The sequence below is a fragment of the Microlunatus sp. M237 genome, assembly GCF_056896895.1.
In genome coordinates, this window is record NZ_JBXHBL010000001.1 from 834,597 (window position 1) to 860,916 (window position 26,320).

Sequence of the window (26,320 nt, forward strand, 5' to 3'; positions counted from 1 at the left end):
GCCGGCGGACGGCCACACTGGAGGCGTGAACCGCTCCACCGCCACCCCGCTGCTGCGCCTGGTCTCGGACACCGACGTACACGCCGGGCTGGCAGCGGCCCTGGCCGGCGGCCCACCGATCGCACCGCTGCCGCCCGGCTCGCGCGAGCAGCGTCAGGCGCTCGCGATGCTCGCCCCGGACCAGCCCGTGACCGAGGCCGACGCAGCCGTTGTCGTGTCGACGTCGGGCTCCACCGGCACGCCCAAGGGGGTGGTGCTGACCAGGTCGGCCATCACGGCGTCGGCCGAGGCCACCAGCCGGCGCCTCGGTGGAGACGGCAGCTGGGTGCTGGCCCTGCCGGGGCATTACGTGGCCGGACTGATGGTGCTGGCCCGGGCCGTGGTCGCCGGCACCGCCGTGCGGACGGCGGCGGCGGACCTGTTCGACCTGCCCGCCGCCATGACCGGGCTGACCGGTCGCCGATATCTGTCGGTGGTGCCGACCCAGCTGCGCCGAGCGCTGGACGAGCCGGCCCTGCTCGACGCGCTCACCGGGCTCGACGCCATCTTGCTCGGCGGTGCCGCCGCGGACCCCGCCCTGCTCGCCACCGCCCGCCGACACGGGCTGCGGGTGGTCACCACATACGGGATGAGCGAGACGTGCGGCGGCTGTGTCTACGACGGGGTGCCGCTGGACGGTGCCACCGTGGCGCTGGAGCCGGACACCGACCGAGTGCTGCTCGGCGGTCCGATGCTGTTCGCCGGCTACCGCGGCCGACCCGACCTGACCGCTGCCGCCCTGGCTGAGGGACGGCTGCGGACCCAGGACCGCGGCGCTCTGGTCGACGGCAGGCTGGTCATCCTCGGCCGGGTGGACGACGTGGTGATCACCGGCGGGCTGAACGTCGACCTGGCGTCGGTGGAACGCCAGCTGATGTCCGTGCTGCCGGCCGCCGACACGGCCGCGATCGGGGTGGCCGACCCGGAGTGGGGCACCCGGGTCGTCGCAGTGACCACCGCGGCGACCACGCTCGCTGCCGTCCGGCACGGTGTGAGTCAGGCGCTGCCCGGCTATGCCGCCCCCCGCGAGCTGGTCCGGGTCGACTCGCTGCCACGCACCAGCAGTGGCAAGATCGATCGGCAACGTCTCGTCTCCTGGGTGGAGCAGGACGACCCCACCATCCTCGAGAGGAGCCGGCTGTGAGCGCCGACCTGGCAACCGGACCGACAGCGAGCCAGTGGCTGGCCGGAGCGCGACCCCGGACCCTGCCGGCCGCGATAGCACCCGTTGTCGTCGGGTCGGCCGTGGCCGCCTTCGAGAACGGGTTCTCCTGGCCGCGTGCGCTGCTGGCCCTGCTGGTCAGTCTCGCGCTGCAGGTCGGGGTGAACTACGCCAACGACTACTCCGACGGCATCCGCGGCACCGACGCCGACCGGGTCGGACCGCTGCGGCTGGTCGGGTCAGGGCTGGCCCGGCCGGTCTCGGTCAAGGCGGCGGCTTTCGGCTGCTTCGGGGTGGCCGCGGTGGCCGGAGTGGTGCTGGTGGTGCTCTCGCAGCAGTGGTGGCTGCTGGCCGTCGGCGCGGCGTCGATCCTGGCTGCCTGGTTCTACACCGGCGGCCGCCGGCCGTACGGCTATCTCGGCCTGGGCGAGCTGTTCGTCTTCGTCTTCTTCGGTCTGGTCGCGGTCGGCGGCACCACCCTGGTGCAGACCGGCCGGCTGTCGGCCGCGTCGCTGCTCGGCGGCGTCGGCGTCGGCGCCCTGGCCTGCGCCATCTTGGTGGCCAACAACCTGCGCGACATCGTCGGTGACGCGCACGCCGGCAAGCGCACCCTGGCCACCCGGATCGGGGCCCCCGCGACCCGGCGGGTCTACGTCGGCCTGGTCCTGCTGGCCGCTGCGGTGGCGGTCGCCCTCGGTGCCCTGGCCACCTGGTGGGCGCTGCTCGGGTTGCTGGGGCTGCTGCTGCTGCTCCCCGCCGTCCGCACCGTGCTGTCCGGCGGCACGGGCCCGGCGCTGATCGGCGTGCTCAAGTCGACCGGCACCGCCGAGCTGGCGTACGCACTCACCCTCGGCGCCGGCCTCGTCCTCGGCCGCTGACCCTCGCGGCGCGCCGTCAGTCGAGCACGGGCTCGACCAGCACACCGGTACGCCAGAACTCCTCCAGCGCTGCCCGATATGGCGCCAGCTGCCATCCCTGCCGGGCCACCCAGGCGTCGTCGTAGTAGGTCCGGGCGTAGCGTCGGCCGTCGTCGCACAGCAGCGTCACCACGCTGCCGCTACGTCCCTGGGCCCGCAGCTGGCTGACCAGCTGCAGCGCTCCCCACATATTGGTTCCGGTGGAGCCGCCGACCGAGCGGCCCAGCCGTTCGGTGGTCCACCGCATTGCGGCCACCGACGCCGCATCGGGTACGGGAATCATCCGGTCGACCAGGGCGGGCACGAAACTGGGCTCCACCCGAGGGCGACCGATGCCCTCGATCCGTGACCCGCGCGCGGTAGCCGTCGCGTCGCCGCTGACCCAGGCGGCATAGAACGCTGAGTTCTCCGGATCGACCACGCAGAGCCGGGTGTCGTACTTCTGCAACCGCAGATAGCGACCGATGGTGGCGCTGGTGCCGCCGGTGCCGGCGCCCACCACCACCCAGGCCGGGACCGGGTGGGCCTCCAGCTCCAGCTGGGTGAACAGCGACTGGGCGATGTTGTTGTTGCCGCGCCAGTCGGTGGCCCGCTCGGCGAAGGTGAACTGGTCGAGGTAGTGCCCGCCACTGGCTTCGGCCAGCTCGGCTGCGACGGCGTAGATGGTCGTCGGGTCGTCGACCAGGTGGCAGCGACCGCCGTAGAACTCGATCAGCTCGCACTTCTCGCGGACCGTCGAGGACGGCATCACCGCCACGAACGGCAGACCGATCAACCGGGCGAAGTAGGCCTCGCTCACCGCAGTGGACCCGGATGACGCTTCGACCAAGGTGGTGCCGCGGGTGATCCAGCCGTTGCAGAGTCCGTAGAGGACGAGGGACCGGGCCAGCCGGTGCTTCAGGCTGCCGGTGGGATGCACGGACTCGTCCTTGAGATAGAGCTGGACGCCCCAGTCGGCGGGCAGGTCGAAGACGTGCAGGTGGGTGTCGGCACTCCGGTTCGCGTCCGCCTCGACCCGATCGATGGCCCAGGCCAGCCAGGCCCGTTCGGTGCTGGCGACCGCCTCGGAACAGCGGTCGCGGCTGTCTGGGCCTGGCGCCGGGGAGGTCGGGTCGGGCGGACGGTGGGCAGACATGCGGGCAACGATAACTGCGGCGTCCCCTCTAAGGTGGCCCCATGGATGCGCAGCGCAGGGTCGGCATCATCGTGCTCTCGATGGGCGACCGGCCGGTCGAGCTGGACCGCTCACTGCGCAGCGCACTCGCCCAGGACTACCCCGGGGTGGAGGTCTTCCTCCTCGGGCAGGGCTGGGAGCCGGTGGACGTACCGGACGGCGTCCGTACGCTCGGGCTGGCCGAGAACCTGGGCAGCACGGCGGGACGCAACTTCGCCGTCACCCAGACCGAGAACGACTTCTTCATGTTTCTCGACGACGACGGGTGGATCCCCGACCCCGGCTTCCTCCGCCGCGCCATCGCCTTGTTCGAGCAGTCGCCCCGGCTGGCCCTGATCGTGCCGCGGATCACCGACACCGACGGCACCACCCTGCGACGCTGGGTGCCTCGGGCGCGCGTCGGCGACCCGGCCGTCTCCGGGCCGGCCTTCGCCTGCCCCGAAGGTGTCACCCTGTTCCGGCGCCAGGCCTGGGACGAGGTCGGCGGCTTCCCGAGCGCCTTCCGGTATGCCCACGAGGGCATCGAGCTGTGCTGGCGGCTGCGGGACCACGACTGGGAAGCGTGGTATCAGGCGGACCTGATCGTCCACCACCCAGCGCTGCCGGCCAGCCGACATGAGTACTACCAGCGGCTGAACGCGCGGAACCGGGTCTGGGTAGCCCGGCGCAACCTTCCGGCGCCGCTGATCCCGGTCTACGTCGGCGTCTGGACCGTCATCTCGCTGGCCCGCAATGGCACTGACTGGGAGTCCACCAAGAGCTGGGTGGCCGGCTGGCGGGAAGGCTGGCGTACCTCTCCCGGTGGGCGTCAGCCGATGTCTTGGCGCACGGTGGGCCGGCTGGCCCGACTCGGTCAGCCACCGGTCATCTGACCCACCGCTCCCGCCGGCGAGAGACCGTCTGTCCGCTCGCGATGGCCTGAACCAGCAATCCCTGCGCCTGCCATTAGGCGGCGGTAGTTGTCGGTGCTCGTGCGGACTGGCGGTGCATGGCGGTGGCGGTCTGCCAGATGCGTTCAGTGAACGCGTTGTTGCCGAGCGGTTGGGTGCCTTGATTGGTGACCAGGTAGACCCAGCCGTGCGGTGAGCGCCACAAGTACTCACCCGGCGCCGGTTGTCGCACCCGCCAGCGACCGTGTGTCTTCAACCGGTGATGACGCCGGTCCAGCGGGCCGAGGTTGTCGAGCCTGGTCTGACCGGTAGGCCCGTTGTTGGCGTAGGGAATCGTGTGGTCGAGGTCCATGCCTCGGCTCAGGCTGGTGCCGTAGGGGAACACGTCGGCCGGGTTGCGCAGTCGGAGGGCTTCGCGGTGGCGGTGCGGGATCTCGTACGCATCCACCGGCGCCGGATCCGGATCGACCACCGGCCGGACGGTGATCTGATTGGGAGTGTCACGGAGGAACCGGCGGACCTGGTCCACGGTGACCGGCCCATCGCCCTCGATCCGGCCCACGAGATCGGTGGGACCGTCCGTGGTCAACGCTTCCTGACTGAGGTGGACGTAAAGGGTGGTCTGCGGCCGAGCCTTCACCGGATCCAACCCGGTGGGCCCGTCGAACCGCACCGACACATGGGTGTCCGCGTGGGTTGAATCATCGTGGGCGGCAGGCTCGACCTGATCACACGCATCGCCTTGATGGGCCTGCAACATCGCTAAGGCCGTCGCCGGCTGACCCAGAATCCCGATGGCTTTCGCCCTGCGCACCCCCACCGGGGAGGTGTCGCCTTCGAGCTGCAGGATCTCGGCGATCCGATTCACCATCGCGGCGAACCAGACCACATCACCGGCGTTCGCCCGGGCCACCAACACCTTCAACCCACCCACCTCGGTGCGGCCGACCCGGACGAACCGTTCCGCCTCCCACAACCGCGCCCGTTCCTGCGCCCCCACCGGGTCAGCGCTCATCACCGCCGCCTGCAACAAGTTCTCGAATCGCGCCCATGAGATCGACCCGATCGGACCAGCCACCATCGCATCCACCAGCCCCGCCGCCTCCAAAGACAGATGCCGGGTGTGCTGGGCGACCTTCCGCGCCTTCCAGCCGCGGACTTCCCCGGCCAACACCCGGGCCCACAGCCGGGAGAACCGGTGCCGCAGATCCAAGGCATCCGCCAACTGCGCCGACGCAGCACCGGCGGTGGTCTCCTGCAACGCCCCCAGCTCGCCGGCGGCGAACTCCGACACCAACGGCGTCCCCTCGCCGCCGGGCTGGTGGAACCGCTCACGCTCCGGTGAGTCCCCAACCTCAGCGTCCGGCCCCGGTCCGTGCAGGTCTGCCCAGTGCGCAGCCGCAACCAACAGCTGAGTCTCAGCGGTCACCACCGAGCGGTGCAGGTCCGCCACCCAGGCCGCAGCAGCGGCCGTGTCGGCCGGCAACTCGATCCCCGAATCGAACATACGTACAATTTAGGATCCGCCACTGACATTTCTCTCATTCATCCACACGCGTGGGTGCCACCCCCTCATCGGGGCGGAGGCAGCAGCCACCTGACCAGGTCCTCAAGAACCCTCGACCGCTCGGAAAGTCCCTGTCCACGAGCACTCGTTCTCGGAGAGGATGCAGCATGCTTACCTTGGAGCAAGTCTTCCCACCGTTCGCGCTGCGGATCTCATCCGGCCCATTGGAGCTCAGGGTTCTGCGCGACGAGGACCTCCCCGAACTCGTCGAACTCGTCCGCGGGGGCATCGTGGCTCCCGGCTTGCCCATGCCCTTCCTCACCGCCTGGCACGAGGAGCCCTTCGCGCCAGGATCTCCCGACGGCTTCCCCACGAGCTCCCTGGGTTGGTGGTGGACGCAGAGGGCGACCTTCGCCCCTGACGAGTGGCGACTCGCCCTTGTGGTTCGTCGCAGCGGTGATCTCGTCGGCATGCAGGACTTGCACGCGAAGGACTTCGCGCAGACCCGCCATGTCATGACTGGCTCGTGGCTGGGGCGAGCACACCACGGGATGGGGACCGGCACGCTGATGCGACAGCTCGTTGTCGGGTTCGCGTTCGACGAGCTGGACGCGGACCAGTGCGAGTCGGGCTACATCGTGGGGAACCACGCATCGGCGGCGGTCAGTCGTAAGGTCGGCTATGTCGACAACGGCCGCCAACGGATTGTGCAGCGCACGCGGCAAGGCAAGGTTGGAGTGGACGAGCAGCGCGTGATGGTGACGCCTGCCACCTTCATCCGTCCAGACGAGCGGGTCTCAGTCGAAGGCGCTGAGGTCCTGCGCCGCTTCTTGGGGATCGACAGCAAGGCCGCTCAGACCGACCCGCGCCCGGTCAGGGCTGCCGCAGCCGACTAGACGAGAGAATTGACAGCAGATAGCCGGCGGCGGTGGCCAGCGACAGCGGCACAGCCAGCAGCAGCCAGCCCCGCAGCAGCGCCTCGTACGCCAGCTGGTCGCCGTCGCGCCACCAGCCGGATCCGGGCACATCGGACTCGATCCCCATCAGGCGCAGCACCAGGTCAGCGGTAGCGACCACGGCGAGGATCAAGGTGAACTCGATGGCGCCGAAGGCACGGAAGAACGGGAAGAACCGCAGCAACCCACGCAGCGATCGCAGGCCACCGGACCGGGGCGCCGCCAGTTCCGCATCCTCGGGCATCTTCGGCCAGCCGGAGTATGTCCGGGCCACGTGGACCAGGTCACCGAAGGACTTCTTCAACAGCACCACCACGGCGACCAATGCACCGATCGTGGTCCAGCCCCCCACAGAGGTCAGTCCCCCATCGAGGTGCACCCCCAGCGCGATCGGCAGCAGACCCTCGACGACGTAGTGTCCGACCCGGTCGATGTAGACCCCACTGGTCGAGCGCTGGTCCCGCCACCGGGCGACCTCGCCGTCGGAGCAATCGACCAGGATGTGCAGCTGGATCAGCACCGCGGCTGCAATGACCGGCCACCACCCGGGCACCATCAGCACTATGGGTGCGGCCACCCCGATCACGATCATCAGCCAGGTCACCGCATTGGCGCTGATCCCGGTGGGCAGCAGGGCACGGGTCAGATAGATCGACCCTTTGCGCAGGTACGTTCCCGCCCAGTGCTCGGAGTTGCGCCGCCCGACTACTGCCTCGGGCTGCGCCACGGCGCGGAGCTCGGCCATGGTGGGACGGTTGGTACGCACCACAGGCCTCCCTTCGGGCCCCGGAGCGGCAGTGGGCGCGGCCTCCGGGCGGTCCGCCATCGGATCTCCTGGCTGGTGTTGACCAACGGGACTCTGCTCGGGCGGGCGCATGGCGAACAGCATAAGGCGGACCCGTACGGCCTCAATTCTTGCGAAGGGGGCAATTCCGCCTAGTCTTACTGCCATGGGCAGATATTTGCCAGTCATCATCGTGGCACTGCTCACCATCTACTGCGTGGTGGAAGTGGCTCAGGCGCCGCCGTACGCCGTCCGCCGGATGCCCCGCTGGCTGTGGGCGACGGCGGTGATCTGCGTGCCGCTGGCCGGCGCGGTGTGCTGGCTGTTGCTCGGTCGTCCCAACGCCCAGTCCCTGGGCAAGCGGCACCGGAGCGAGCCGCGGGCACCCGATGATGACCCCGACTTCCTCCGCGGCCTGTGACCCACGCGCTCGGCTGAGCTGTGGCCCCGGTTAAGCGGTGACCTCCGCCGCGGTCCTCGAACCCTGTCTGGTCGTCTTCGCCGGCGGTACGTCGCGCCGGTTCGGCAGCGACAAGCTGGCGGCGGAGCTGGCCGGACGTACTCTCTTGGACCGCGCGTTGAGCGGTGTGCCTGGTACGTGGCCGGTGCTGGTGCTCGGTCCGACGCGCACCCTTCAGCGCAGCGTCGAGTTCGTGCCCGACGACCACCCGGACGGCGGTCCCGGTGCGGCCCTGGTGACGGGTGCCCGCGCCGTCCTGGCCCGCGGCAGCTCCGTGATGGTGACCACGCCCGGTGACGCGCCCGCCGGAGGCGACGCAGCGGTGCGGCTGCTGCAGGAGCTGAACCAACGCTCAGTGGATGCCGTGGTGGCGGTGGACCATACCGGCCGGGCGCAGCCGTTGCAGCTGGCCGTCCGCGGCGCCGCGCTCCGTGCGCTCGCCGCCCATCCGATCAGCTCCACAGACGGTGCCCGCGCCCGTTCCCTCGTCGCCGCGCTGGCGCCCGCCGAGGTGATACTCGACGAGGAGCTGACCACCGACATCGACCACCCGGCGGACGCCGCGGCCTGGACCCGCCGCCACGGCCGGGACCAGTGAGGCCGCGCGCGCTGTCTGTACCGGCCGCTACGTTGTCGGGATGGGAACCACCGACGACTTGCACAAGGAGACGCTGCACCGCTATCTCCGCCGCGAGCGGGACTCCTTGCTGGCGACGCTGGACGGGCTGACGGAGCGGCAGATCCGCTGGCCGGTCGTACGCACCGGCACCAACCTGCTCGGCCTGGTCAAGCACACGGCGAGCGTGGCGGCCGGATATTTCGGGGAGGTCTTTCACCGACCCTTCGGCGAGCCCACCCCCTGGTTCGACGACGATGCCGACGTCAACGCCGACATGTGGGCGACCCCGGCGGAAACTCGGGAGTTCATCGTCGGCCTGCACCACCGTGCCGCGGCGCACACCGACGCCACCATCGCCGCCCTCGATCTGGACGCCCCGGGCGTGGTGGCGTGGTGGCCGCCGGAACGCCGCGATGTCACGTTGCAACAGATCCTGGTGCACATGTGCGCGGAGACCGCTCGGCACGCCGGCCACGCCGACCTGGTCCGTGAGCTGCTGGACGGCCGGGCGGGCCGGGACAAGAACGACCTGCCCACCATGAGCGATCAGGAATGGGCTGCCTATCGGAACCAGCTGGAGGAGGCCGCACTGGAGGCGGAACAAAGAGCCGGCGGAAGCTGACCTCAGCCGGTGGAGGCGGCGAGCTCGAACCGGACGCCGGTCAGTTCCTCGGACCGCTCCCACAGCACCGCGGCGGCGGCCCGGTCACGCGCGTTGCGAGCCGGGTGCTCCCGGCTGGGCTTGCCCCGCAGCAGGAAGCGGGGGCCGATCAGCTCACCGCCCCGCAGCCGGGGGTCGGTAGCCGCCCGCAGCTGCGGTCGCGCGCCGGACGCCGGGTCGGTGCCGACGAGCGGGGTGACGACCTGGAAGAACAGGTCGGACGGCGTCGGCGCGGACTGCCGGCTGAACAGCTCTGTCTTGGACAGCCCCGGATGGGCGACCACCGAGATGACCCGGGAACCGGCAGCCTTGAGCCGGCGGTCCAGCTCGAACCCGAACAGTGCACAGGCCAGCTTGGACTGCGAGTAGTTCCGCATCGGCGCGTACGGTCCTTCCACGCCGAGGCGGGGGTCGAGCCCTCCGGTCAGCCGGTGGGCCAGGCTGGACAAGGAGACGACGCGGCCGGCCGCAGCGGCCTGCAGCACCGGCATCAGCTGGGCGGTCAATGCGAAGTGGCCGAGGTGGTTGACGCCCATGTGCAGCTCGAACCCATCACTGGTGAGCTCTCGTCGTGGCACCAGCATCAGGCCGGCGTTGTTGATCAAGATGTCCAACGGTCCGGCGTCGGCCTGCAGCTCGGCGAACCGCCGCACGCTGGACAGGTCGGCGAGGTCGCACTGCTGCAACGCCAACCGGGCGCCCGGCTGCCCGGTCCTGATGTCCTCCACAGCGGTCTGGCCGCGCGCCAGGTCGCGGACCGCGAGCGTCACCTCCGCCCCCGCCCGAGCCAGCTCGCGGGCACAGATCAGACCCAGGCCGGTGTTGGCTCCGGTGATCACGACCCGGCGGCCGGTGAGGTCGGGCAGGCCGGCATCAGGAGAAGACGAGAACATGGGCCAACTCTACGGACCCGGCAGCGCCCCGACGTCTGCCAGACCCAGAGCGGCGAGGGCCCGGTCGGTGATCTCGTCCGGCGTCCCGGCCACGCTGACCACGACCCCGTCCTCGTCCGGTTGCAGCGGCTCGAGCGTCGCCAGCTGAGACTCCAGCAACGCCGGCGGCATGAAGTGGTCGGTCCGGAGGCCGATCCGCTCCCCGATCACCTCGCGGCCACCGTCCAGGTGGAGGAACCGCACCCGACTGCCCGCCTGCCGCAGCAGATCGCGATAGCTGCGGCGCAGCGCCGAGCAGGTGACCACCACACTGCCGTCGGCGCCGTCGATCCAGTCCCGGATCGAGGTCAGCCACGGCAACCGGTCGGCGTCGGTCAAGGGCACGCCTGCCGCCATGGTGGCCACGTTGGCCGCACTGTGGAAGTCGTCGGCCTCAGCCGCGGTCCAGCCGAGTCGGCGGGCCAGCTCGGTGGCGATCGTGGTCTTGCCCGAGCCGGCGACGCCCATCACGACGATCGCCGTACGGTCGTCGCGCCCGGCCGGCTGCACTGCGGGGACAGTCATGCCGGCTGCTCGCTCCGATCACCGCTCCACTCGGTGTGGAAGGTCCCCGGCTTGTCCACCCGGCGGTAGGTGTGGGCGCCGAAGAAGTCCCGCTGCGCCTGGATCAGCGCTGCCGGCAGCCGCTCGGCCCGGATGCCGTCGTAGTAGGCCAGCGACGAGGAGAAGGCGGGCGTCGGGATGCCGTTCTGCGCTGCCGTGGCGACCACCCGGCGCCAGGCTGCCAGGCTGGAGCCCACCGCCTCGGCGAAATAGTCATCGGCCAGCAGGAGTGGGAGCTCGGCATCGCGCTCGTATGCCTCGGTGATCCGGTTGAGGAAGCGGGCCCGGATGATGCAGCCGCCTCGCCAGATCCGCGCCATCGCGCCGCGGTCGATGCCCCAGGAGAACTCGGCGCTGGCGGCCGCGATTTGGTCGAACCCCTGCGAGTACGCCACCACCTTCGAGGCATAGAGCGCCTGACGTACGTCTTCGATGAACTGCTCGGGATCGGAGATCGACCAGTCTGCGGGGTGAGCGGCCAGCTTGCCCCGCGCGGCCTCACGCTGCGGCACCGAACCCGACAGTGCCCGGGCAAAGGTGGCTTCGGCGATACCGGTGATCGGGACGCCGAGGTCGAGCGCGTTCTGCACGGTCCAACGGCCGGTGCCCTTCTGCTCCGCCTGGTCGAGGATGACGTCGACGAACGCGTTGCCGCTCTCCGCATCTACCTGGCTGAGGACGTCGGCCGTGATCTCGATCAGGAACGACTCCAGGTCGCCCTCGTTCCAGGAGCGGAAGATGTCAGCGATCTCCGCGGCGGACTTGCCGGTCCCCTGCTTGATCAGGTCGTACGCCTCGGCGATGAGCTGCATGTCGGCGTACTCGATGCCGTTGTGCACCATCTTGACGAAGTGGCCGGCACCGTCGGGCCCGACGTAGGTGCAGCAGGGGACGCCGTCGACCTTGGCCGAGATGTCCTCCAAGATCGGGCCGAGGGTCTCATACGACTCGGGCGAGCCGCCCGGCATGATCGACGGGCCGTTGAGCGCCCCCTCCTCGCCGCCCGATACCCCGGACCCGACGAAGTGCAGGCCGTGAGCCTTGAGCTCCGCCTCGCGGCGAATCGTGTCGGGGAAGTGCGCGTTCCCCGCGTCGATGACGATGTCGCCCGCCTCCAGCAGAGGGACGAGCTCGGCGATGACCGCGTCGGTCGGCCCACCGGCCTTGACCATGATCACAACCTTGCGGGGGCGCGCGAGCGAGGCCACGAAGTCAGCCATCGACTCCGAGGGGAGGAAGATCCCCTCCGAGCCATGATCAGCCACCAACGACTGGATCTTGGCGTTGCTGCGATTGTGCACTGCGACCCGATAGCCGTGGTGGGCGAAGTTTCGGGCGAGGTTGCGGCCCATCACCGCCAGCCCGGTCACGCCGATCTGAGCAAGGTCCTCCATGACAACTCCTCCGTGTTCGACACCGGACTGCAGCACCGCGGTGGGTCAGTCCCGAAGTCAGCGTATCCGTTTGCCCGCGGCGGCCCGTCCGTCGATAGTCTCGCAGTCTCAGCACCTGGTTGAGGGGGGTCGCATGCTCCAGCCGCTCGGCATCACTGCGCACGCCGAATCCGTGTACGTCGTGCTCGGGCCGATGGAGTCCGCCACGGTGGCCGAGCTGGCCGACCTGACGTCGAGCAGCGTCGCGACCACCGAGACGAGCCTGGAAGAGCTTCGCGACCTGGGACTCGCGGCCGAGGTCGTGCAAGGGCTGTGGCAGTCCCTCCCCCTGCTCGGGGTGGTGAACGCCCTGCGTGCTCAGCGACTCTCCGAGATCGAGACGGCGTCGATCGCCGCGGAGTCGCTGCACAGTCACCTGCTCCAGGCGTCGGAGTCGCAGGCGGACACGATCAAGATCCTGGTTGGCCGGGACGCGATCCTGGCCGCCCGACGAGAGATGTGCAATTCCGCCAAACGGGAGATCTGCGCCTTCGACAAGCCGCCGTACGTCCAAGGACGACCGAACGCGACGGTGCAGCATCTGGAGGAGGCGGCGCCCGAGTGGCAGGCCCTTGACCGTGGGGTTGCGCTGCGCGGGATCTACCACCCCGGCTTCGACTCCGACCGGCTGAGCGAGCTGTCGCTGTTCGCAGCCAAGGGCGAGCAGTCACGGACGGCGCCGGTGCCGATGAAGCTGGTGCTGGTCGACTCGCAGGTCGCCCTCATCCCGTCGATGCGCTCCTACCAGCCCGGTCACGAGCTGCGGGCATCGATCACCCGGCACCCGTTGCTGGTCGAGGCGCTGCAATGGTTGTTCGAGGCGGTGTGGGACACCGCAGTCCCGATCAAGACCTCGGGTTACCAGGACAGCGATCCGCGACGGCTGATGCTGATCTCGCTGTTGATGACCGGATCCACCGACAGTGCCATCGCCACCCAGCTCGGGGTGAACGTCCGCTCGGTGCGCCGCTGGATCTCCGACCTGATGGACGAGCTCGGCGTCACGACTAGGCTGCAGCTGGGCGCGGCGCTCGTTCGTGCGGACGCGATCCGCCATATCTAGGCCACGCCGAGCGGCGCCCGCGATCCTGGGAGGAACCGCGGGCGACGCCCAGGGGGATCAACCCGCGCGGGGCCGTGATGACCACTCGCTCGGGTTTCGTGCTGATGGACCGGCGCTCACTACGCCGACCATCGTCCGGGTCCGTCAGGTGACCCGGCTTCCTCGCGGAAGTCCTGGGCTCATACGCGCACCTGCCTGACCAGGAGCGGTGGTCCTCAGACGCCGTTGACGGCGGCGAGCTTCACGCCGTTGACCTTCACACCGTTGACCTTGACGCCGTTCACGGCCTTGACGCCGTTGACCTTCACACCGTTGACCTTCACGCCGTTCACCTTGACGCCATTCACGGCCTTCACGCCATTGACCTTGACGCCATTCACGGCCTTCACGCCGTTGACCTTCACGCCATTCACCTTCACGCCGTTCACGGCCTTGACGCCGTTGACCTTCACGCCATTCACCTTCACGCCGTTGACGGAGGAAGCGGCGGTCGTCTTGACGCCGTTGACCGCTCCGGTAGCGACGGGAGTGGCAGCCAGCAGGCTGGCCGACAGGACGCCGGCGGCGGCCGCTGCTCCAGCGAGACCGGCCGCGCGACGTGCGTTTTGTGCGAGAAACATGGATTTCCTTCCGTTTGATGTGGCTTTCCGGCGATTGCCGGTTCCCTCACCACACCCCTGACGTTTCATATGCACGGTATTGGCGTCCGCATACGAAAGGAATAGCAAATTACGTCCACTAGGCGACATGTCCTCAAGTGGACACGACAACATGGCGCTAGGTGCTCTCTACACCCGCGCTCATCGCGACCGGGCACACGGTCTCGTGGACACGTGCGACGTCTTGGCGTCGTAGCGAACTGGTCTCCCACACAGCCGCACGATCGGTCGAACGTTGTACCCGGTTGAGCGGGACGACCTGGTCGCCACGGCTCTGCGGGCCACTTTGCCGGTGAACGTGGCCCCGGTCAAGCGCCGGAACTGCTGCTCGGGTCCCCCTCCAGCCGCGAGTACGGTCGAAGTGTCAGACCCGTCCGCCACGCTCAGCACGACGGATCCGCATCGACGCGGACCACCGCCACCAGAAGTGCGCGCGGCGCACGCGAGCCAGGAGGTCGCCATGTCCTGTTGCTTCATCCCCCCGTATTTGCTGCGTCACGTGGTCGACGCGGGCCAGGACGACGACGCGCGCGAGCACGGGTCCGCCACCTTGCAGGCTGATGACCGGCTGCGTGCTCGGCGTGCCGGCGCCGCTGGCCGAAGCCTGGCCGAGCCGGAACGATCGGGGCCTGGTGGCGACGCCGAGGGTGACCGGGTCATCAGATCTGCGGGCAACACTGAGGAACTGCCGGGTGTGGTGGTGCGACGGGTGGGCGACCCCGCCTCCGGTGACCCTGCGGTGGACGAGGCGTTCGAGTCGTCGGGACAGGTGTGGTCTCTGTTTGACCAGGTGTTCGACCGGCAGTCAGTCGACGACGCCAACAGCACCGTGACCGTCACCGTGCACTTCGGCACGAACTACGACAACGCCTTCTGGGATGGCTCCCAGCTCGTGTTCGGCGACGGTGACCAGAAGATCTTCGACCGGTTCACCAAGCCGATGGACGTGCTGGCCCATGAGTTCACCCACGGCGTCACCCAGTTCACCGCCGGGCTTGCCTACCAGGGCCAGTCCGGTGCCCTGAACGAGAGCGTGTCGGACGTCTTCGCTGCGCTGACCAAGCAGTGGGTGGCGGGCGAGACGGCCGACCAGGCGGACTGGCTGATCGGAGAGGGCCTGTTCATGCCGTCGATCCAGGCCACCGCGCTGCGCTCGATGATCCGACCCGGCACCGCCTACGACGATCCGCAGCTGGGCCGCGACCCGCAGGTCGGCTCCATGGCCGACTATGTGGAGACCACCGACGACAACGGTGGGGTGCACCTCAACTCCGGCATCCCCAACCGCGCTTTCGCCCTGGCCAGCCTGTCGGTCGGTGGGCACGCGTGGGAGCAGACCGGTCGCATCTGGTATTCGGCGCTCACCGGAGGCGAGATCACCCCCGACACCGACTTCGCCGGGTTCGCTGCCGCGACGGTGAACGCGGCAGTCGTGCTTTTCGGGCCTGACGCTGCGGTGGTCGGGCAGGTCCGCGACGCCTGGGCCGAGGTCGGTGTGCCGGTCGCGGCGGAGTCGGAGCCGGCCCCGATTCCGGTGCAGCATGTCGCCGTGGACCATGTCGCCGTACGCCGCACGGGCGGCTTCGCCGGAATGGTGCGCTCTGCTGAGCTCGATCTGAGCGCAGCTCCGTTCGGCGACGAAGTCAGGACGCTGCTCTCCACCGTGGATCCGGCGCTGCTCAGCGCCGGCACAGCTCCGGCGCCGGACCGGTTCGTCTACACCGTCGAGTACGGGGAGCAGCAGCTCATCGTCCCCGAGCAGGACCTCACCCCGGAACTGCAGCGCGTGGTGCAGATCGTGCTCGGGAACTGACGCGCCGAGGTCGCTGGTCGTCGCGCGCCGGGTCTGCGATGTCGTGCTCTAGCATGACCGAATGCCCCCTGAACGAGAGTTCCCACGGTCGATCGGGGTTCTCGGGCTCGGTCCGGTGGGACTGCCCCTGGCCCATCGCATCCTGACCGGACTACCGGCGCCGACCAAGGTGACGGTCTTCGGGCGCGCGACGAACGCGATGAGGGCGCTCGCGGACCGCGGTGCGCAGTGTGCGGTCAGCGCCGCCGACCTCGCCGCGCGGAGCGAGGTGGTGCTGGCTACCGGCGCGAGCCTCGACGACGTGATCCGGCTGCTGCGTGGGCCGTCGGGGTTCCTCGCCGGTGTGCACAGTCGCACCACCATGCTGCTCACCATGCAGGTCCCGTTGGAGCGGATCGAGGAACTGGCCCGCACGCTGAACCACCAGACGGCCGGCATGCTCCGGCTGGTGGATGCTCCCCTGTCGAGTCCGACCAGCCCGACGGAGTCCAGTTTGATCAACGTGGGCGGGCACGCCGCCGACGTCGCGCGGGTCACCCCGGTGCTGCAGCTCTTCGGCTCCGTGGTCCACGCCGGCCCGATCGGACACGGCGCGCGCTGAGTCAGCGCGGGTCTGGCTCGGCGAGCAGGCCGGTCAGCACCTTGGCCACCGACGCCATCTCGATCAGGAACCCGTCGTGGCCGTAGTCGGAGGCGATCAGCTCGAGCGGCAGCGCCCCGGGGATCTCAGCGGCCATCAGCTCGCTGAGGTCGGGAGGATAGAGCCGGTCGGAGTTCACAGCCGCAACAGCCGTACGCGCGGTGACGCGGCGCAACGCGGCCGGCACACCGTTTCGGCCCCGACCGACGTCGTGGCTGTTCATCGCCGACGTGAGCACGACGTAGGAATTGGCGTCGAAGCGGCCCACCAGCTTGTCGCCGTGGTGCTGCAGATAGCTCTCCACGGCATAGCGGCCGCCACGCATCGGATCCTCCGCCCCCTGGGCCGCCCGGCCGAACCGTTCGTCCAGCTCCAGGCGGGAGCGATACGTCGTGTGAGCGATACGCCGGGCCAACGCCAGACCGCGCCACGGCCCTTCGGCCGCGTCGTAGTAGTCCCCGTCGCGATAGAGCGGGTCGGCCCGGATGGCCTCGATCTGACTGGTGCACCAGGCGAGCTGGTCCCCGGTGGTGTACGGCGTGGTGGCCAGCAACAGCAGTCGACGCACCCGCTCGGGCGTGGTCACCGCCCACTCCAGGGCTCGCATGCCCCCGGCCGACCCACCGACCACCGCCGCCCAGCGGTCGAGGCCCAGTGCGTCAGCCCACGCTCGCTCCGCCTGGACCTGGTCGCGCGTGGTCAGCAGCGGGAACCGGCTGCCCCACGGCCGGCCATCGGGAGCGGTCGAGGCCGGGCCGGTCGTCCCCTGGCAGCCGCCGAGGATGTTCGGGGCGACGATGAACCACCGAGCGGGATCAAGCGCCCGCCCCGGTCCGACCAGTCCGTCCCACCAGCCGGCGGTCGGGTGACCGGGACCGGCCGGACCGGCGACATGGCTGTCGCCGGTCAGGGCATGCAGCACCAGCACGGCGTTGTCGCCGGCCGGGGACAGCTCGCCCCAGGTCTCGTACGCGATCCGGACATCCGGCAACGTCGCGCCCGACTCGAGCTGAAGCGTCCCGACGTCGACGAACCGGCGCCGACCCACCGGGTCGGAGTCCCGCCAGGCTCGGGCGGCCGGCGGCGGGGATATGACGTTGGTCGCGACGAGCGGGTCGTCGCCACCGGTACCCACGACGACTAGTCCACCTTGGCGGCGCGGAAGCCGGCTTCCAGGTCGGCGAGGATGTCGTCGATGTGCTCGATGCCGACAGCCAACCGGACCAGGCCTGGCGTCACCCCGGAGGCGAGCTGCTCCTCCGGCGACAGCTGGGAGTGGGTGGTGGAGGCGGGGTGGACGACCAGCGACCGTACGTCACCGATGTTGGCCACGTGACTGTGCAGCTCGAGTGAGTTGACGAAGCGCTTCCCGGCCTCGACGCCACCCTTGATCTCGAAGGCGAGTACGGCGCCGGCGCCGAGTGGGGCGTACTTCTGGGCGCGGTCGTACCACGGGCTGCTGGGCAGTCCGGCGTACGCGACGCTCTCCACCTCGTCGCGACCCTCGAGCCACTGCGCCACCCGGGTCGTGTTGCTGACGTGGCGTTCCATCCGCAGGCTCAGCGTCTCGATGCCCTGCGACAGCAGGAAGGCGTTGAAGGGCGAGATGGCCGGGCCGAGGTCGCGCAGCAGCTGGACCCGCGCCTTGAGGACGAACGCGAGGTTCGCACCCAGCGGGCTTCCGACGCCGAGGTCGCGGGCGTACACCAAGCCGTGATAGCTGGGGTCGGGGGTGTTGAACTGCGGGAACCGCTCGGGGTCGGCTGCATAGTCGAACCGGCCACTGTCGACGATGACGCCACCCATGCTGGTGCCGTGGCCGCCCATGTATTTCGTGGTCGAATGCACCACGATGTCGGCGCCCCACTCCAGCGGGCGGACCAGGTACGGGGTGGCGACGGTGTTGTCGACGACGAGCGGCACCCCGACCTCGTGCGCCACCGCGGCGACGGCCTCGATGTCGAGGATGTCCTGCTTGGGGTTGGGGATCGTCTCGCCGTAGAACGCCTTGGTGTTCGGCCGGACGGCGGAGCGCCAGGACGCCAGGTCGTCGGGATCCTCGACGAAGGTCACCTCGATGCCGAGCTTGGCGAAGGTGTAGTGCAGCAGGTTGTAGGTGCCACCGTAGAGGCTCGGGCTGGCCACGATGTGCGATCCGGCCTCGGCGAGGTTCAGCAGAGCCAGCATCTCCGCGGCCTGGCCGGAGGCCACCAGCAGTGCGCCGACGCCACCCTCCAAGGAGTTGATCCGCTGCTCGACCACGTCCTGGGTCGGGTTCATGATCCGGGTGTAGATGTTGCCGAACTCCTTCAAGGCGAAGAGGTCGGCGGCGTGGTCGGTGTTGCGGAAGGCATAGGCCGTCGTCTGATAGATGGGCAGCGCGCGGGCCCCGGTGGCGGAGTCGGGCTGCTGACCGGCGTGGATCTGCCGCGTCTCGAATGACCAGTCATTGCTCATGGCCCGACGCTATCTCTGCCGCCTGTCGCCGGGGAGGCGTCTCACGTTCCGGATCATCACAGACAGCGAGGGCGCACCGACCGAAGCCGGTACGCCCTCGCAGGTGGTGCTGCTCAGCTGTGGTTGACGGGATCACCCTGGAGCACGGGATCACCGGTTCCGGTCGCGGACCCGGTGTACTTGTGCACGATCGACTCCAGATCGACGCCGGTGGTGTTCTTCAACAGCTCCATGGTCTGGACGATGCTGCTCGTCACCTGCTTCGGCAGCTGCCCCGCGCCGTCGGTGGAGACCACGGTGAGCTTGTCGATGTTGGCCATCGGCGCCGCCACCTCCTTGGCCACCTGCGGCAGCACCTCGATGAGCATCTGCAGCACAGCGGCGTCGTTGTATCGGGCGAACGCCTCGGCCCGCTTGTTCATCGCTTCGGCCTCGGCGTTGCCGGTGGCCAGGATCGCGGCTGCCTGCGCCTCGCCCTCGGCGCGGGTCGCGTCGGCCTCGGCCGTACGGCGAGCCTTCTCGGCCTCACCGCGCTTGGCGCCCTCGATCGCCTCCGCCTCGGCCTGTGCCGAACGCCGTGACTTGTCGCCCTCACCGGTCAGGCGTGCCTTCTCGGCGTCGGCCTGGGCGGCGGCGATGGCCGCGGCCTTGCGAGCATCTGCCTCGAAGATCTCGGCGTTGCGCCGACCTTCGGCCTCGGTCTCCACCCGGTAGCGCTCCGCGTCGGCGGGCTTGCGCACCTCACTGTCGAGCTGGCGCTCCTTCAGCGCGGCCTGACGGACGGCCACCTTCTCCTGTTCGGCCAGGATGGCCTGGTCGCGATCGGCCTGGGCCAGCGGTCCGGCGGCCGCCGCCTGGGCCTGGGCCGCGTCGGTCTCAGCCTTGATCTCGGCCTCCTTCAGCGCCAGCTGGCGCTGCGATACGGCGATCTCCTGCTCGGCCACGATCCGAGCCTGCTCGGCCGCCTGCCGGGCAGCGGCCTCGGCCACCGCGGCGACTTGGCCGACCTTGGCCGACTCGGGCCGGCCGAGGTCGGACAGGTACGAGCCGTCGTCGGTGATGTCTTGGATCTGGAAGGTGTCGAGCACCAGGCCCTGACCGGTCAGGGAGGTTTCGGACTCGTCGGCGACCCGCTGCGCGAACGCGGCCCGGTCCCGGATGATCTGCTCCACCGACAGCGAGCCGACGATCGACCGCAGCGACCCGGCCAGGGTCTCCTGGGTGAAGGTCTCGATCTCGTCCTGCTGGCTGAGGAAACGCTGAGCGGCGGCACGGATGGAGTCCTCGTTGCCACCCACCTTGACGATGGCCACGCCGTCCAGGTTGAGCTTGACGCCCTGACCGGAGACCGCGCCGCGGATCTGCACCATGATCCGCCGGCTGGACAGGTCCATGGTGTGCCGCTTCTGGACGAACGGGACCACGAACACGCCACCGCCCATGACGACCTTCTGGCCGGAGAGCTCCTTGGAGACGACACCGGTCTCCACGTTCTTGACCGGCTTGCCCTTGCGCCCAGTGACGATGAAGGCCTCGTTCGGCCCTGCCACCTTGTAGCGGGTCGTGATCAGGGCCAGCAGCAGCACGACCACGACGATCAGGCCCACCACCGCCAACAAGGTGGGTGTGAACAGCTCCATGTACTTCTCCTTCGGATAACGGGCGTCGAGCGGTGACTGACAGGCAGGGGGCGGCCGTCGGTGGCCGCCGGGACGTGCGAACGGCTAGCTCCGGGGCTCCACCATGACCGAGGTCGCCGACAGGATGGCGATGACGGTGATCGGGGTGCCGGCGGGCAGCGGGACGGCGGCGCGGGCGTTCAGCTTGGTGATGTGCCCGGCCTCGACGACGCTGACCTCGCCGTAGCCCGCGGCCGGAATGTCACTGATCACCGTGCCGGTACGCCCGGTCAGCGCGGCCGTCGACACCGTGGCCTCGTCCCCACCGTTACGCAGCTTCAGTGACAACCAGCCCACGCCGGCACCGACGGCGATCCCCGCGACGATGCCGGACCCGATGGCGATCCCGGTGCTGTCGGTGCTGTCGACGACCAGCGCACCGACGAAGCCGAAGGCACCCAGGAATCCGGCCAGCGCCGCGCCGGAGAAGAGGTCGCCGCCGAAGCCCTCGAATGCCCCGTCGAGCACGTCGCCCAGCACCAGGGAGAGGACGAGGAGAGCGATCCCGACCGCGCCGATGATCAAGAAGGCGGTCATCTGAGGTCTCCTCCGTCGGGCACGCGGCCGGGGTGGCGCGGCGGGCAGGCCTGCATCTTACGCGTCGAACCGGCCAACTTCGGCCATTCTCGGCCAACGGCCGACGATCGCCCGTGCCGCAGACCAGCCATGATCAACAACACGGACCGGTCAAGAACCTGTGAATTTCCTTGGCGCCGCATCACGTCTTGGTGATCTTGGCTGCGATGTCCTTCCCTCGACGTGGGTGCGGTCGTACAGTGTCGTCATCGCTGACGCCTCAAAGGAGATGGTCCGTCATGAGCGGTATTTCCCGCCGCACGCTTCTCGCCGGTGCCGCGGCACTGGCCACCGCGGGTGTGACGGGCTGCAGTCGAAGCCCGTCCATCTCGCAGGACCCCAACGAACTGGTGCTCTGGTATTGGACCCGCTCCATCAGCGAGAAGCTGCTGGACGTGGCCCGCGGACAGATCCCCGGATCGGACCGACGGCTACGGACCGACGTCATCGGCGGTGGGTTCGACACCAAGCTGAGGACGAGCCTGGCTGGGGACGCCTATATCCCTGATATCACCGCACTGAACTCCAACGTGTCGATCTATTTCCCGAATGAGGACAAGTTTCTTGACCTCAACGAGTTCGGAGCTGCGGAGAAGAAGGCCGACTACCTCCCCTGGAAGTGGGACCTCGGCACCACCCCGAGCGGCCGGATGTGCTTCTGGCCGATGGACACCGGGCCGACCGGCTTGTACTACCGCCAGGACCTGTTCGAGAAGGTCGGTCTGCCGACGTCGGTTGAGGACGTCACCGAGGAGGTCCGCACCTGGGAGGGCTACGTCGAGGTCGGCAAGAAGCTGCGCGCTGACGGGGACATCGCCATCGCGGCCAACGCGACGGCGGTGTTCAACGCGGTGATCAACTCGAGCACCGAACGATACTTCGCTCCCGATGCCACCGCGCTGTTCACCGAGTCGGACAGCACTGTGCGCAAGGCCTGGGATGTCGCCGTCGCTGCCGCACAGGCCGGGGTGACGGCCCAGCTCGGGACTGACACCGACACCGAGCAGAACTCCGCGTACTCCGGCGGGAAGATCGCCGCCAGGGTCGAGGCGGTGTGGTGGGCCGCCATTCTCAAGGACCTGGCCCCCGACACCAAGGGTCGTTGGCAGGTGGCCAGCCAGCCCAATGTCCCCGGCAACAGCGGCGGTTCGTTCCTCGCGATTCCAACCACCTGCAAGGACCCGCAAGCGGCTTACGACTTCGTCACCTGGTTGACCAGTCCCGAGCACCAAGGTGACGCGTACGAGGAGCTGGAGCTCTACCCGTCGGCGGTCGCGGCGCTGAACGACCCCGATCTGCCGACCGAGGACGAGTTCTTCGCCGGGCAGGACATCTTCACGTTCTTCGGCGAGTCCGCCAAAGCGGTCCCCATCTCCTTCGTCAGCCCGTACGAGAGCCTCGTCTCCAGCCCGCTGACGATCGAGCTGACCAACGTGGACGCGAATGGCAAGGATCCCGACCAGGCGTGGTCCGACGCCATGGTCATCGTGAACCGGCAGCTCGACAAGAAAGGGCTCTGACCATGGTCACTACCGCCGCGTCCACGCTCACCCCGACCAGTTCGCCACCACCGCGCGGGGAGCCCACCCGCCGCGGTCACCGGATCCGCGACCACCTGCCGCAGTACGCGGCCATCTCGCCGTTCTACATCCTGTTCGCCGTCTTCGGGCTGTTCCCGATCGGCTTCTCGATCTATCTGTCGTTCCAGGACTGGGACGGCATCGGCGACATGACCTTCGTCGGTCTGGCGCAATATCAATACCTGGTGACCGACCCCATCTTCTGGCAGTCGGTCTACAACACCTTCGTCATCTTCGTGATCTCCACCGTGCCGATGCTCTTCATCGCTCTGCTGCTGGCCTTTCTGCTCCACCAGCGGCTGCGGTTCAAGAGCGCCTACCGGGCGGCGTTCTTCATCCCCAATGTCACCTCCATGGTGGCGATGGCGCTGGTCTTCGGTTCGGTGTTCTCCGACTCGTTCGGCCTGGTCAACTCCGCGCTGACCTCGCTGCAGGCCACCCCGGTGGCCTGGTTGTCGTCGGAATGGGGCATCAAGGTCACCATCGCCGCCATCGTCATCTGGCGCTGGACCGGCTACAACGCGATCATCTATCTCGCCGGCCTGCAGGCCATCTCCACCGACATCTACGAGGCGGCCCGGATCGACGGGGCCAACACCTGGCAGATCTTCACCCGGGTCACGATCCCCAATCTGCGACCGGTGATCGTGTTCACCGTCATCACTTCCACCATCGGCGGGCTCGGGCTGTTCACCGAACCACAGGTCCTGCTCGGCAACAACGGCGGACCGGGCCAGTCCGGACTGACCATCGTGCTCTACCAGTACGAGCAGGCCTTCGACAGCCTCGACTACGGCTACGGCTCCGCCATCGGCTGGGGTCTCTTCGTCATCGCCGGGGTGGTCGCCGCCCTCAACTGGTGGCTGACCAAAGAACGTGAACCTCGCCGCGCCGCATGGAAGGTGGACCAGGCATGAGTGCCGTGACCCAGTTCAAGGGCGCCGGAGTCCAGCTCGACGACCCGACGCGCGACACCCGAGTGGCCAGGCGACGTACTCGCGCGGAGGCCGCTCTCACCCATGCGGCGCTGATCGTCGGGGTGCTGTTGTCGGTGTTCCCGTTCTACTGGCTGGCGGTGATGTCGACCAACACCACCGCCGACATCTTCGGCTATCCGCCCAAGCTGTGGTTCGGCGACAACTTCGGCGCCAACATGACCAACCTGTTCACCAGTGTTGACCTGTTGCGCTCCGTCGGGATCACGTTCGTCGTCGCAGCCAGCAGCGCGGTCCTGGTGATGTTCTTCGACTCGTTGGCCGCCTTCACCTTCGCCAAATATGACTTTCCGGGCAAGAACGTGCTGTTCATCATCGTGCTGGCCACCTTCATCATTCCCGGCCAGCTGTCGCTGGTGCCGAGCTTCGTGCTGATGTCGGAGTTCGGCTGGATCGGCAGTCTCAAGGCACTGATCATCCCGGGTGCCGCCAACGCCTTCGGCATCTTCTTGCTGCGACAGTTCGCCCAGAGCTCCATTCCGGACTCGCTGGTCGAGTCGGCGGTCATCGACGGAGCGGGGTTCTGGCGGACCTACACCAACGTGGCCATCCCGATGCTGCGCGGCGGTCTGGCGTTCCTGGGCATCTTCACCTTCATCACCGCCTGGAACGACTACGTCTGGCCGCTGATTGTGATGATCGACCCGCAGAAGCAGCCGTTGCAGGTGGCCCTGGCACAGCTCAGCACGGTCTACGCCACCGATTACGGCATGGTGATGGCGGGCGCGTTCATCAGCGTCCTCCCGCTGATCGGCATCTTCCTGATCGGGTCACGGCACTTCATCGCCAACATCGCGGCCGGCGCGGTCAAGGGCTGAGCGCAGCGCCCGGGCTCGTCAGCGCCGGGGATCCACCTGGAATTTGGGGCCCGAGCCGGGCTCGGGCGTACGCTCCCCCGCCAGCACGGGCGCCAGCTCGGTAAGCCCGATGGTGGCCGCCACCAGCGGTCGCGGGTCGACCGCGCCGGTGGCGTACGCCGCGACGGCGGCGTCCAGGCCCGGTGAGGCGCTCAGGATGCCGACCGCGGTGACGTCGGCGAGGGTCAGCGAACGGGCGTCGAGCAGGCTGGGGCTCCCGGCCAGTCCGACGAACACCACCCGTTTGCCCGGTTCGACCAGCTCGACCGCCAGCCCCGGCAGCTCCGCGGCGTTGGACGCGTCGACCACTGCGTCGAAACCGAGCCGGGGCAGCTCGGCTCGGGTCCAGCTGCGCCGGAACCCGAGCGACCGCGCGAAGCGCAACGAGTCCGCGGAGACGCCCAACAGGTGCACCTCGGCCCCGGCGGCTCGGCCGAACAGGGCGACCAGGAGACCGATGGTGCCCGACCCGAGAACGAGCAGCCGCTCGCCCGGGCCGACCTCGGCCGCCTGCACGGCGCGCACCGCGTTGCCGCCCGGCTCGACCAACGCTCCCGCCACCGGATCGACGGTGTCGGGCAGTGCCCGCAGGGCGGTGACGGGTACCAGCAGCTGTTCGGCCAGGGCACCGTGCCAGCCGTGGCGGATGCCGACCTCGAACCGGTCGGCACAGACGTGCTGGCGGCCGCTGCGGCAACGGGCGCAGGACCCACAGCCGAGCATGGTGTCGCCGGTGACCCGGGTCTTGAGCCAGTGGACCGGCACACCGGCACCAACGGCGGCCACCGTCCCACTCCACTCATGCCCGGGCCGCAGCGGGTAGGCCGCGTGACCCTCGTGCAGATAGGCCATCTCGCCGCTGTAGAGCTCCACGTCGGTGCCACAGACCCCGGCCCGCTCCACGTCAACCACCACCTGACCCGGGCCGGCGGTCGGCGGCTCGACCTCGCGCACCTCGCAGGTGCGCGGGCCGGTGAGGACGAAGGCCCTCACACCCACACCGCCGACTGCCTGCCCGGAAAGGTCATCGAGGCGCGAGCACCGTCTGCTGCTGGACGCCCAGCCCGTCGATGCCGAGCTTCATCACATCGCCGGCCTGGAGATAGATCGGCGGCCGGAAGCCCATACCGACGCCGGGCGGGGTGCCGGTGTTGATCAGATCGCCCGGTTCCAGCACCAGGAACTGGCTCAGGTAGTGCACGATGAAGTACGGGTCGAAGATCATCGTCGCGGTCGAGCCGGTCTGCCGGCGGACGTCGTTCACATCCAGCCACATGCCCAGCTCGGACACGTCGGCGATCTCGTCCGGCGTACTGACCCAGGGACCGCACGGGTTGAACGTCTCCGCCGACTTCCCCTTCGACCACTGCCCGCCGCGCTCGGTCTGGAAGGCGCGCTCGCTGACGTCGTTGACCAGCACGAAGCCGGCGATGGCGTCGCGGGCGTCCTCGACGCTGTCCAGATAGCTGGTCCGGCGACCGATGACGATCCCCAGCTCGACCTCCCAGTCGGTCTTGGTCGAGCCGCGGGGAATCCGGACGTCGTCGTTCGGCCCGACCAACGTGTTCGGGGACTTGGTGAACAGGATCGGCTCGGCCGGCACCGCCTGGCCGGTCTCGGCGGCGTGGTCGCTGTAGTTCAGCCCGATGCACAAGATCTGGTGGGGGCGGGCGATCGGGGCGCCGATCCGCTCACCGGCGAACGCGGTGACCTGGCCGGCCGCCGACCGCTCCTCGACGACCGGGCGCAGCCGCTCGATCCCGCCGGAGCCGAAGAACTGCTCGTCGAAGTCGGGAACGACGTCAGACACGTCGACGTAGCCGTCCTCGTGGACACGGACGACCGGCTTCTCGGCACCGAGATCGCCGATACGCATGAGCTGCATGAACACTCCATCTATGGG

General features: G+C 69.1%; 26 protein-coding genes. 13 read left to right on the plus strand and 13 right to left on the minus strand.

Going from position 1 to position 26,320, the window contains the following annotated elements; translation table 11 throughout:
• Positions 1-25: 25 nt before the first annotated feature.
• Both AC1XX3_RS03935 and AC1XX3_RS03940 read left to right on the plus strand, forming a co-directional pair.
• A complete protein-coding gene (locus AC1XX3_RS03935) occupies positions 26-1,183 on the plus strand; it encodes an AMP-binding protein (RefSeq protein WP_483319766.1) in 1,158 nt (385 codons plus the stop codon).
• A complete protein-coding gene (locus AC1XX3_RS03940) occupies positions 1,180-2,079 on the plus strand; it encodes a 1,4-dihydroxy-2-naphthoate polyprenyltransferase (RefSeq protein ID WP_483319767.1) in 900 nt (299 codons plus the stop codon). Before AC1XX3_RS03935 ends, AC1XX3_RS03940 begins: the two co-directional genes overlap by 4 nt.
• A gap of 16 nt (positions 2,080-2,095) precedes the next feature.
• Here the strand turns inward: AC1XX3_RS03940 and cds1 are convergent, their stop codons facing one another.
• Positions 2,096-3,253 (minus strand): L-cysteine desulfhydrase Cds1, encoded by a 1,158-nt coding sequence (gene cds1, locus AC1XX3_RS03945; protein WP_483319768.1) that lies wholly within the window; start codon positions 3,251-3,253, stop codon positions 2,096-2,098.
• A gap of 41 nt (positions 3,254-3,294) precedes the next feature.
• On the opposite strand from cds1, the gene AC1XX3_RS03950 reads away from it, so the two are divergent.
• On the plus strand, positions 3,295-4,164 hold the full coding sequence (locus AC1XX3_RS03950; RefSeq protein WP_483319769.1) for a glycosyltransferase family 2 protein: 870 nt from the start codon (positions 3,295-3,297) through the stop codon (positions 4,162-4,164).
• Between the two features lie 73 nt (positions 4,165-4,237).
• On the opposite strand, the gene AC1XX3_RS03955 is transcribed toward AC1XX3_RS03950, so the two are convergent.
• Positions 4,238-5,689 (minus strand): HNH endonuclease signature motif containing protein, encoded by a 1,452-nt coding sequence (locus tag AC1XX3_RS03955; RefSeq protein ID WP_483319770.1) that lies wholly within the window; start codon positions 5,687-5,689, stop codon positions 4,238-4,240.
• A gap of 167 nt (positions 5,690-5,856) precedes the next feature.
• Here AC1XX3_RS03955 and AC1XX3_RS03960 point away from each other — a divergent pair, with 167 nt between their 5' ends.
• On the plus strand, positions 5,857-6,585 hold the full coding sequence (locus tag AC1XX3_RS03960) for a GNAT family N-acetyltransferase (protein ID WP_483319771.1): 729 nt from the start codon (positions 5,857-5,859) through the stop codon (positions 6,583-6,585).
• Here AC1XX3_RS03960 and AC1XX3_RS03965 read toward each other — a convergent pair.
• The gene (locus AC1XX3_RS03965; protein ID WP_483319772.1) at positions 6,563-7,411 is read right to left on the minus strand and encodes a CDP-alcohol phosphatidyltransferase family protein; all 849 of its coding nucleotides are present in this window, start codon (positions 7,409-7,411) and stop codon (positions 6,563-6,565) included. The genes AC1XX3_RS03960 and AC1XX3_RS03965 overlap by 23 nt on opposite strands.
• Positions 7,412-7,595: 184 nt before the next feature.
• Between AC1XX3_RS03965 and AC1XX3_RS03970 the strand changes: the two genes are divergently transcribed.
• Genes AC1XX3_RS03970 through AC1XX3_RS03980 form a run of 3 tightly spaced genes read left to right on the plus strand, consistent with a single transcriptional unit; the run spans position 7,596 to position 9,130 of the window.
• The gene (locus AC1XX3_RS03970) at positions 7,596-7,850 is read left to right on the plus strand and encodes a PLD nuclease N-terminal domain-containing protein (RefSeq protein WP_483319773.1); all 255 of its coding nucleotides are present in this window, start codon (positions 7,596-7,598) and stop codon (positions 7,848-7,850) included.
• A 37-nt stretch (positions 7,851-7,887) separates the two neighbouring features.
• Entirely contained in the window at positions 7,888-8,487 is a 600-nt protein-coding gene (gene mobA, locus AC1XX3_RS03975) for a molybdenum cofactor guanylyltransferase (RefSeq protein ID WP_483319774.1), read from the plus strand.
• 40 nt (positions 8,488-8,527) lie between these two features.
• Positions 8,528-9,130, plus strand: coding sequence for a DinB family protein (locus tag AC1XX3_RS03980; protein WP_483319775.1), 603 nt, complete (start codon positions 8,528-8,530; stop codon positions 9,128-9,130).
• 2 nt (positions 9,131-9,132) lie between these two features.
• On the opposite strand, the gene AC1XX3_RS03985 is transcribed toward AC1XX3_RS03980, so the two are convergent.
• From AC1XX3_RS03985 to gndA, 3 genes are read right to left on the minus strand one after another with little or no spacing between them, the layout of a single operon-like run.
• Positions 9,133-10,062, minus strand: a complete 930-nt coding sequence (locus tag AC1XX3_RS03985; protein ID WP_483319776.1) for an oxidoreductase — start codon at positions 10,060-10,062, stop codon at positions 9,133-9,135.
• A gap of 9 nt (positions 10,063-10,071) precedes the next feature.
• Positions 10,072-10,626 (minus strand): gluconokinase, encoded by a 555-nt coding sequence (locus AC1XX3_RS03990; RefSeq protein ID WP_483319777.1) that lies wholly within the window; start codon positions 10,624-10,626, stop codon positions 10,072-10,074.
• A complete protein-coding gene (gene gndA, locus AC1XX3_RS03995) occupies positions 10,623-12,059 on the minus strand; it encodes an NADP-dependent phosphogluconate dehydrogenase (protein WP_483319778.1) in 1,437 nt (478 codons plus the stop codon). Before gndA ends, AC1XX3_RS03990 begins: the two co-directional genes overlap by 4 nt.
• A gap of 133 nt (positions 12,060-12,192) precedes the next feature.
• Here gndA and AC1XX3_RS04000 point away from each other — a divergent pair, with 133 nt between their 5' ends.
• Positions 12,193-13,161 carry a helix-turn-helix domain-containing protein gene (locus AC1XX3_RS04000; RefSeq protein ID WP_483319779.1) on the plus strand — a complete coding sequence of 323 codons (969 nt, stop codon included), beginning with the start codon at positions 12,193-12,195 and terminating at the stop codon, positions 13,159-13,161.
• Positions 13,162-13,376: 215 nt separating this feature from the next.
• Here the strand turns inward: AC1XX3_RS04000 and AC1XX3_RS04005 are convergent, their stop codons facing one another.
• Positions 13,377-13,781 (minus strand): hypothetical protein, encoded by a 405-nt coding sequence (locus tag AC1XX3_RS04005; protein ID WP_483319780.1) that lies wholly within the window; start codon positions 13,779-13,781, stop codon positions 13,377-13,379.
• Positions 13,782-14,280: 499 nt separating this feature from the next.
• Here AC1XX3_RS04005 and AC1XX3_RS04010 point away from each other — a divergent pair, with 499 nt between their 5' ends.
• Both AC1XX3_RS04010 and AC1XX3_RS04015 read left to right on the plus strand, forming a co-directional pair.
• A complete protein-coding gene (locus AC1XX3_RS04010) occupies positions 14,281-15,633 on the plus strand; it encodes a protealysin inhibitor emfourin (RefSeq protein WP_483319781.1) in 1,353 nt (450 codons plus the stop codon).
• A gap of 61 nt (positions 15,634-15,694) precedes the next feature.
• Positions 15,695-16,234 (plus strand): NAD(P)-binding domain-containing protein, encoded by a 540-nt coding sequence (locus AC1XX3_RS04015; RefSeq protein WP_483319782.1) that lies wholly within the window; start codon positions 15,695-15,697, stop codon positions 16,232-16,234.
• 1 nt (position 16,235) lies between these two features.
• Here AC1XX3_RS04015 and metX read toward each other — a convergent pair whose 3' ends face one another.
• The 4 genes from metX to AC1XX3_RS04035 form a co-directional block, all read right to left on the minus strand.
• Positions 16,236-17,408: a homoserine O-acetyltransferase MetX gene (metX, locus tag AC1XX3_RS04020; RefSeq protein WP_483319783.1), complete on the minus strand. Its 1,173-nt coding sequence runs from the start codon at positions 17,406-17,408 to the stop codon at positions 16,236-16,238.
• 5 nt (positions 17,409-17,413) lie between these two features.
• Positions 17,414-18,730, minus strand: a complete 1,317-nt coding sequence (locus AC1XX3_RS04025; RefSeq protein WP_483319784.1) for a bifunctional o-acetylhomoserine/o-acetylserine sulfhydrylase — start codon at positions 18,728-18,730, stop codon at positions 17,414-17,416.
• Positions 18,731-18,843: 113 nt separating this feature from the next.
• Entirely contained in the window at positions 18,844-20,370 is a 1,527-nt protein-coding gene (locus tag AC1XX3_RS04030; protein ID WP_483319785.1) for a flotillin family protein, read from the minus strand.
• 84 nt (positions 20,371-20,454) lie between these two features.
• Positions 20,455-20,946 carry a hypothetical protein gene (locus tag AC1XX3_RS04035; protein ID WP_483319786.1) on the minus strand — a complete coding sequence of 164 codons (492 nt, stop codon included), beginning with the start codon at positions 20,944-20,946 and terminating at the stop codon, positions 20,455-20,457.
• A 278-nt stretch (positions 20,947-21,224) separates the two neighbouring features.
• Here AC1XX3_RS04035 and AC1XX3_RS04040 point away from each other — a divergent pair, with 278 nt between their 5' ends.
• The 3 genes from AC1XX3_RS04040 to AC1XX3_RS04050 are packed head-to-tail and all read left to right on the plus strand — an operon-like array spanning position 21,225 to position 24,378.
• The gene (locus AC1XX3_RS04040; RefSeq protein WP_483319787.1) at positions 21,225-22,505 is read left to right on the plus strand and encodes an ABC transporter substrate-binding protein; all 1,281 of its coding nucleotides are present in this window, start codon (positions 21,225-21,227) and stop codon (positions 22,503-22,505) included.
• A 2-nt stretch (positions 22,506-22,507) separates the two neighbouring features.
• A complete protein-coding gene (locus tag AC1XX3_RS04045; protein WP_483319788.1) occupies positions 22,508-23,482 on the plus strand; it encodes a carbohydrate ABC transporter permease in 975 nt (324 codons plus the stop codon).
• Entirely contained in the window at positions 23,479-24,378 is a 900-nt protein-coding gene (locus AC1XX3_RS04050) for a carbohydrate ABC transporter permease (protein WP_483319789.1), read from the plus strand. The genes AC1XX3_RS04045 and AC1XX3_RS04050 overlap by 4 nt, the downstream gene beginning before the upstream one ends.
• A gap of 18 nt (positions 24,379-24,396) precedes the next feature.
• Here the strand turns inward: AC1XX3_RS04050 and AC1XX3_RS04055 are convergent, their stop codons facing one another.
• The gene (locus AC1XX3_RS04055; RefSeq protein WP_483319790.1) at positions 24,397-25,410 is read right to left on the minus strand and encodes a zinc-dependent alcohol dehydrogenase; all 1,014 of its coding nucleotides are present in this window, start codon (positions 25,408-25,410) and stop codon (positions 24,397-24,399) included.
• Positions 25,411-25,441: 31 nt separating this feature from the next.
• Positions 25,442-26,302: a fumarylacetoacetate hydrolase family protein gene (locus tag AC1XX3_RS04060; RefSeq protein ID WP_483319791.1), complete on the minus strand. Its 861-nt coding sequence runs from the start codon at positions 26,300-26,302 to the stop codon at positions 25,442-25,444.
• Positions 26,303-26,320: the final 18 nt, after the last annotated feature.

Bases quoted from the DNA above. Each gene is read 5' to 3' on its own strand.
- AC1XX3_RS03980 (WP_483319775.1), top strand. From the start codon at position 8,528: ATGGGAACCACCGACGACTTGCACAAGGAGACGCTGCACCGCTATCTC.
- AC1XX3_RS04025 (WP_483319784.1), bottom strand. From the start codon at position 18,730: ATGAGCAATGACTGGTCATTCGAGACGCGGCAGATCCACGCCGGTCAG.
- AC1XX3_RS04000 (WP_483319779.1), top strand. From the start codon at position 12,193: ATGCTCCAGCCGCTCGGCATCACTGCGCACGCCGAATCCGTGTACGTC.
- AC1XX3_RS04060 (WP_483319791.1), bottom strand. From the start codon at position 26,302: ATGCAGCTCATGCGTATCGGCGATCTCGGTGCCGAGAAGCCGGTCGTC.
- AC1XX3_RS03960 (WP_483319771.1), top strand. From the start codon at position 5,857: ATGCTTACCTTGGAGCAAGTCTTCCCACCGTTCGCGCTGCGGATCTCA.
- cds1 (WP_483319768.1), bottom strand. From the start codon at position 3,253: ATGTCTGCCCACCGTCCGCCCGACCCGACCTCCCCGGCGCCAGGCCCA.
- AC1XX3_RS03955 (WP_483319770.1), bottom strand. From the start codon at position 5,689: ATGTTCGATTCGGGGATCGAGTTGCCGGCCGACACGGCCGCTGCTGCG.
- AC1XX3_RS04050 (WP_483319789.1), top strand. From the start codon at position 23,479: ATGAGTGCCGTGACCCAGTTCAAGGGCGCCGGAGTCCAGCTCGACGAC.
- AC1XX3_RS03985 (WP_483319776.1), bottom strand. From the start codon at position 10,062: ATGTTCTCGTCTTCTCCTGATGCCGGCCTGCCCGACCTCACCGGCCGC.
- AC1XX3_RS04030 (WP_483319785.1), bottom strand. From the start codon at position 20,370: ATGGAGCTGTTCACACCCACCTTGTTGGCGGTGGTGGGCCTGATCGTC.
- AC1XX3_RS04035 (WP_483319786.1), bottom strand. From the start codon at position 20,946: ATGACCGCCTTCTTGATCATCGGCGCGGTCGGGATCGCTCTCCTCGTC.
- AC1XX3_RS04045 (WP_483319788.1), top strand. From the start codon at position 22,508: ATGGTCACTACCGCCGCGTCCACGCTCACCCCGACCAGTTCGCCACCA.
- gndA (WP_483319778.1), bottom strand. From the start codon at position 12,059: ATGGAGGACCTTGCTCAGATCGGCGTGACCGGGCTGGCGGTGATGGGC.
- AC1XX3_RS03990 (WP_483319777.1), bottom strand. From the start codon at position 10,626: ATGACTGTCCCCGCAGTGCAGCCGGCCGGGCGCGACGACCGTACGGCG.
- AC1XX3_RS04040 (WP_483319787.1), top strand. From the start codon at position 21,225: ATGAGCGGTATTTCCCGCCGCACGCTTCTCGCCGGTGCCGCGGCACTG.
- AC1XX3_RS03970 (WP_483319773.1), top strand. From the start codon at position 7,596: ATGGGCAGATATTTGCCAGTCATCATCGTGGCACTGCTCACCATCTAC.
- AC1XX3_RS04015 (WP_483319782.1), top strand. From the start codon at position 15,695: ATGCCCCCTGAACGAGAGTTCCCACGGTCGATCGGGGTTCTCGGGCTC.
- AC1XX3_RS04005 (WP_483319780.1), bottom strand. From the start codon at position 13,781: ATGTTTCTCGCACAAAACGCACGTCGCGCGGCCGGTCTCGCTGGAGCA.
- AC1XX3_RS04010 (WP_483319781.1), top strand. From the start codon at position 14,281: ATGTCCTGTTGCTTCATCCCCCCGTATTTGCTGCGTCACGTGGTCGAC.
- AC1XX3_RS03950 (WP_483319769.1), top strand. From the start codon at position 3,295: ATGGATGCGCAGCGCAGGGTCGGCATCATCGTGCTCTCGATGGGCGAC.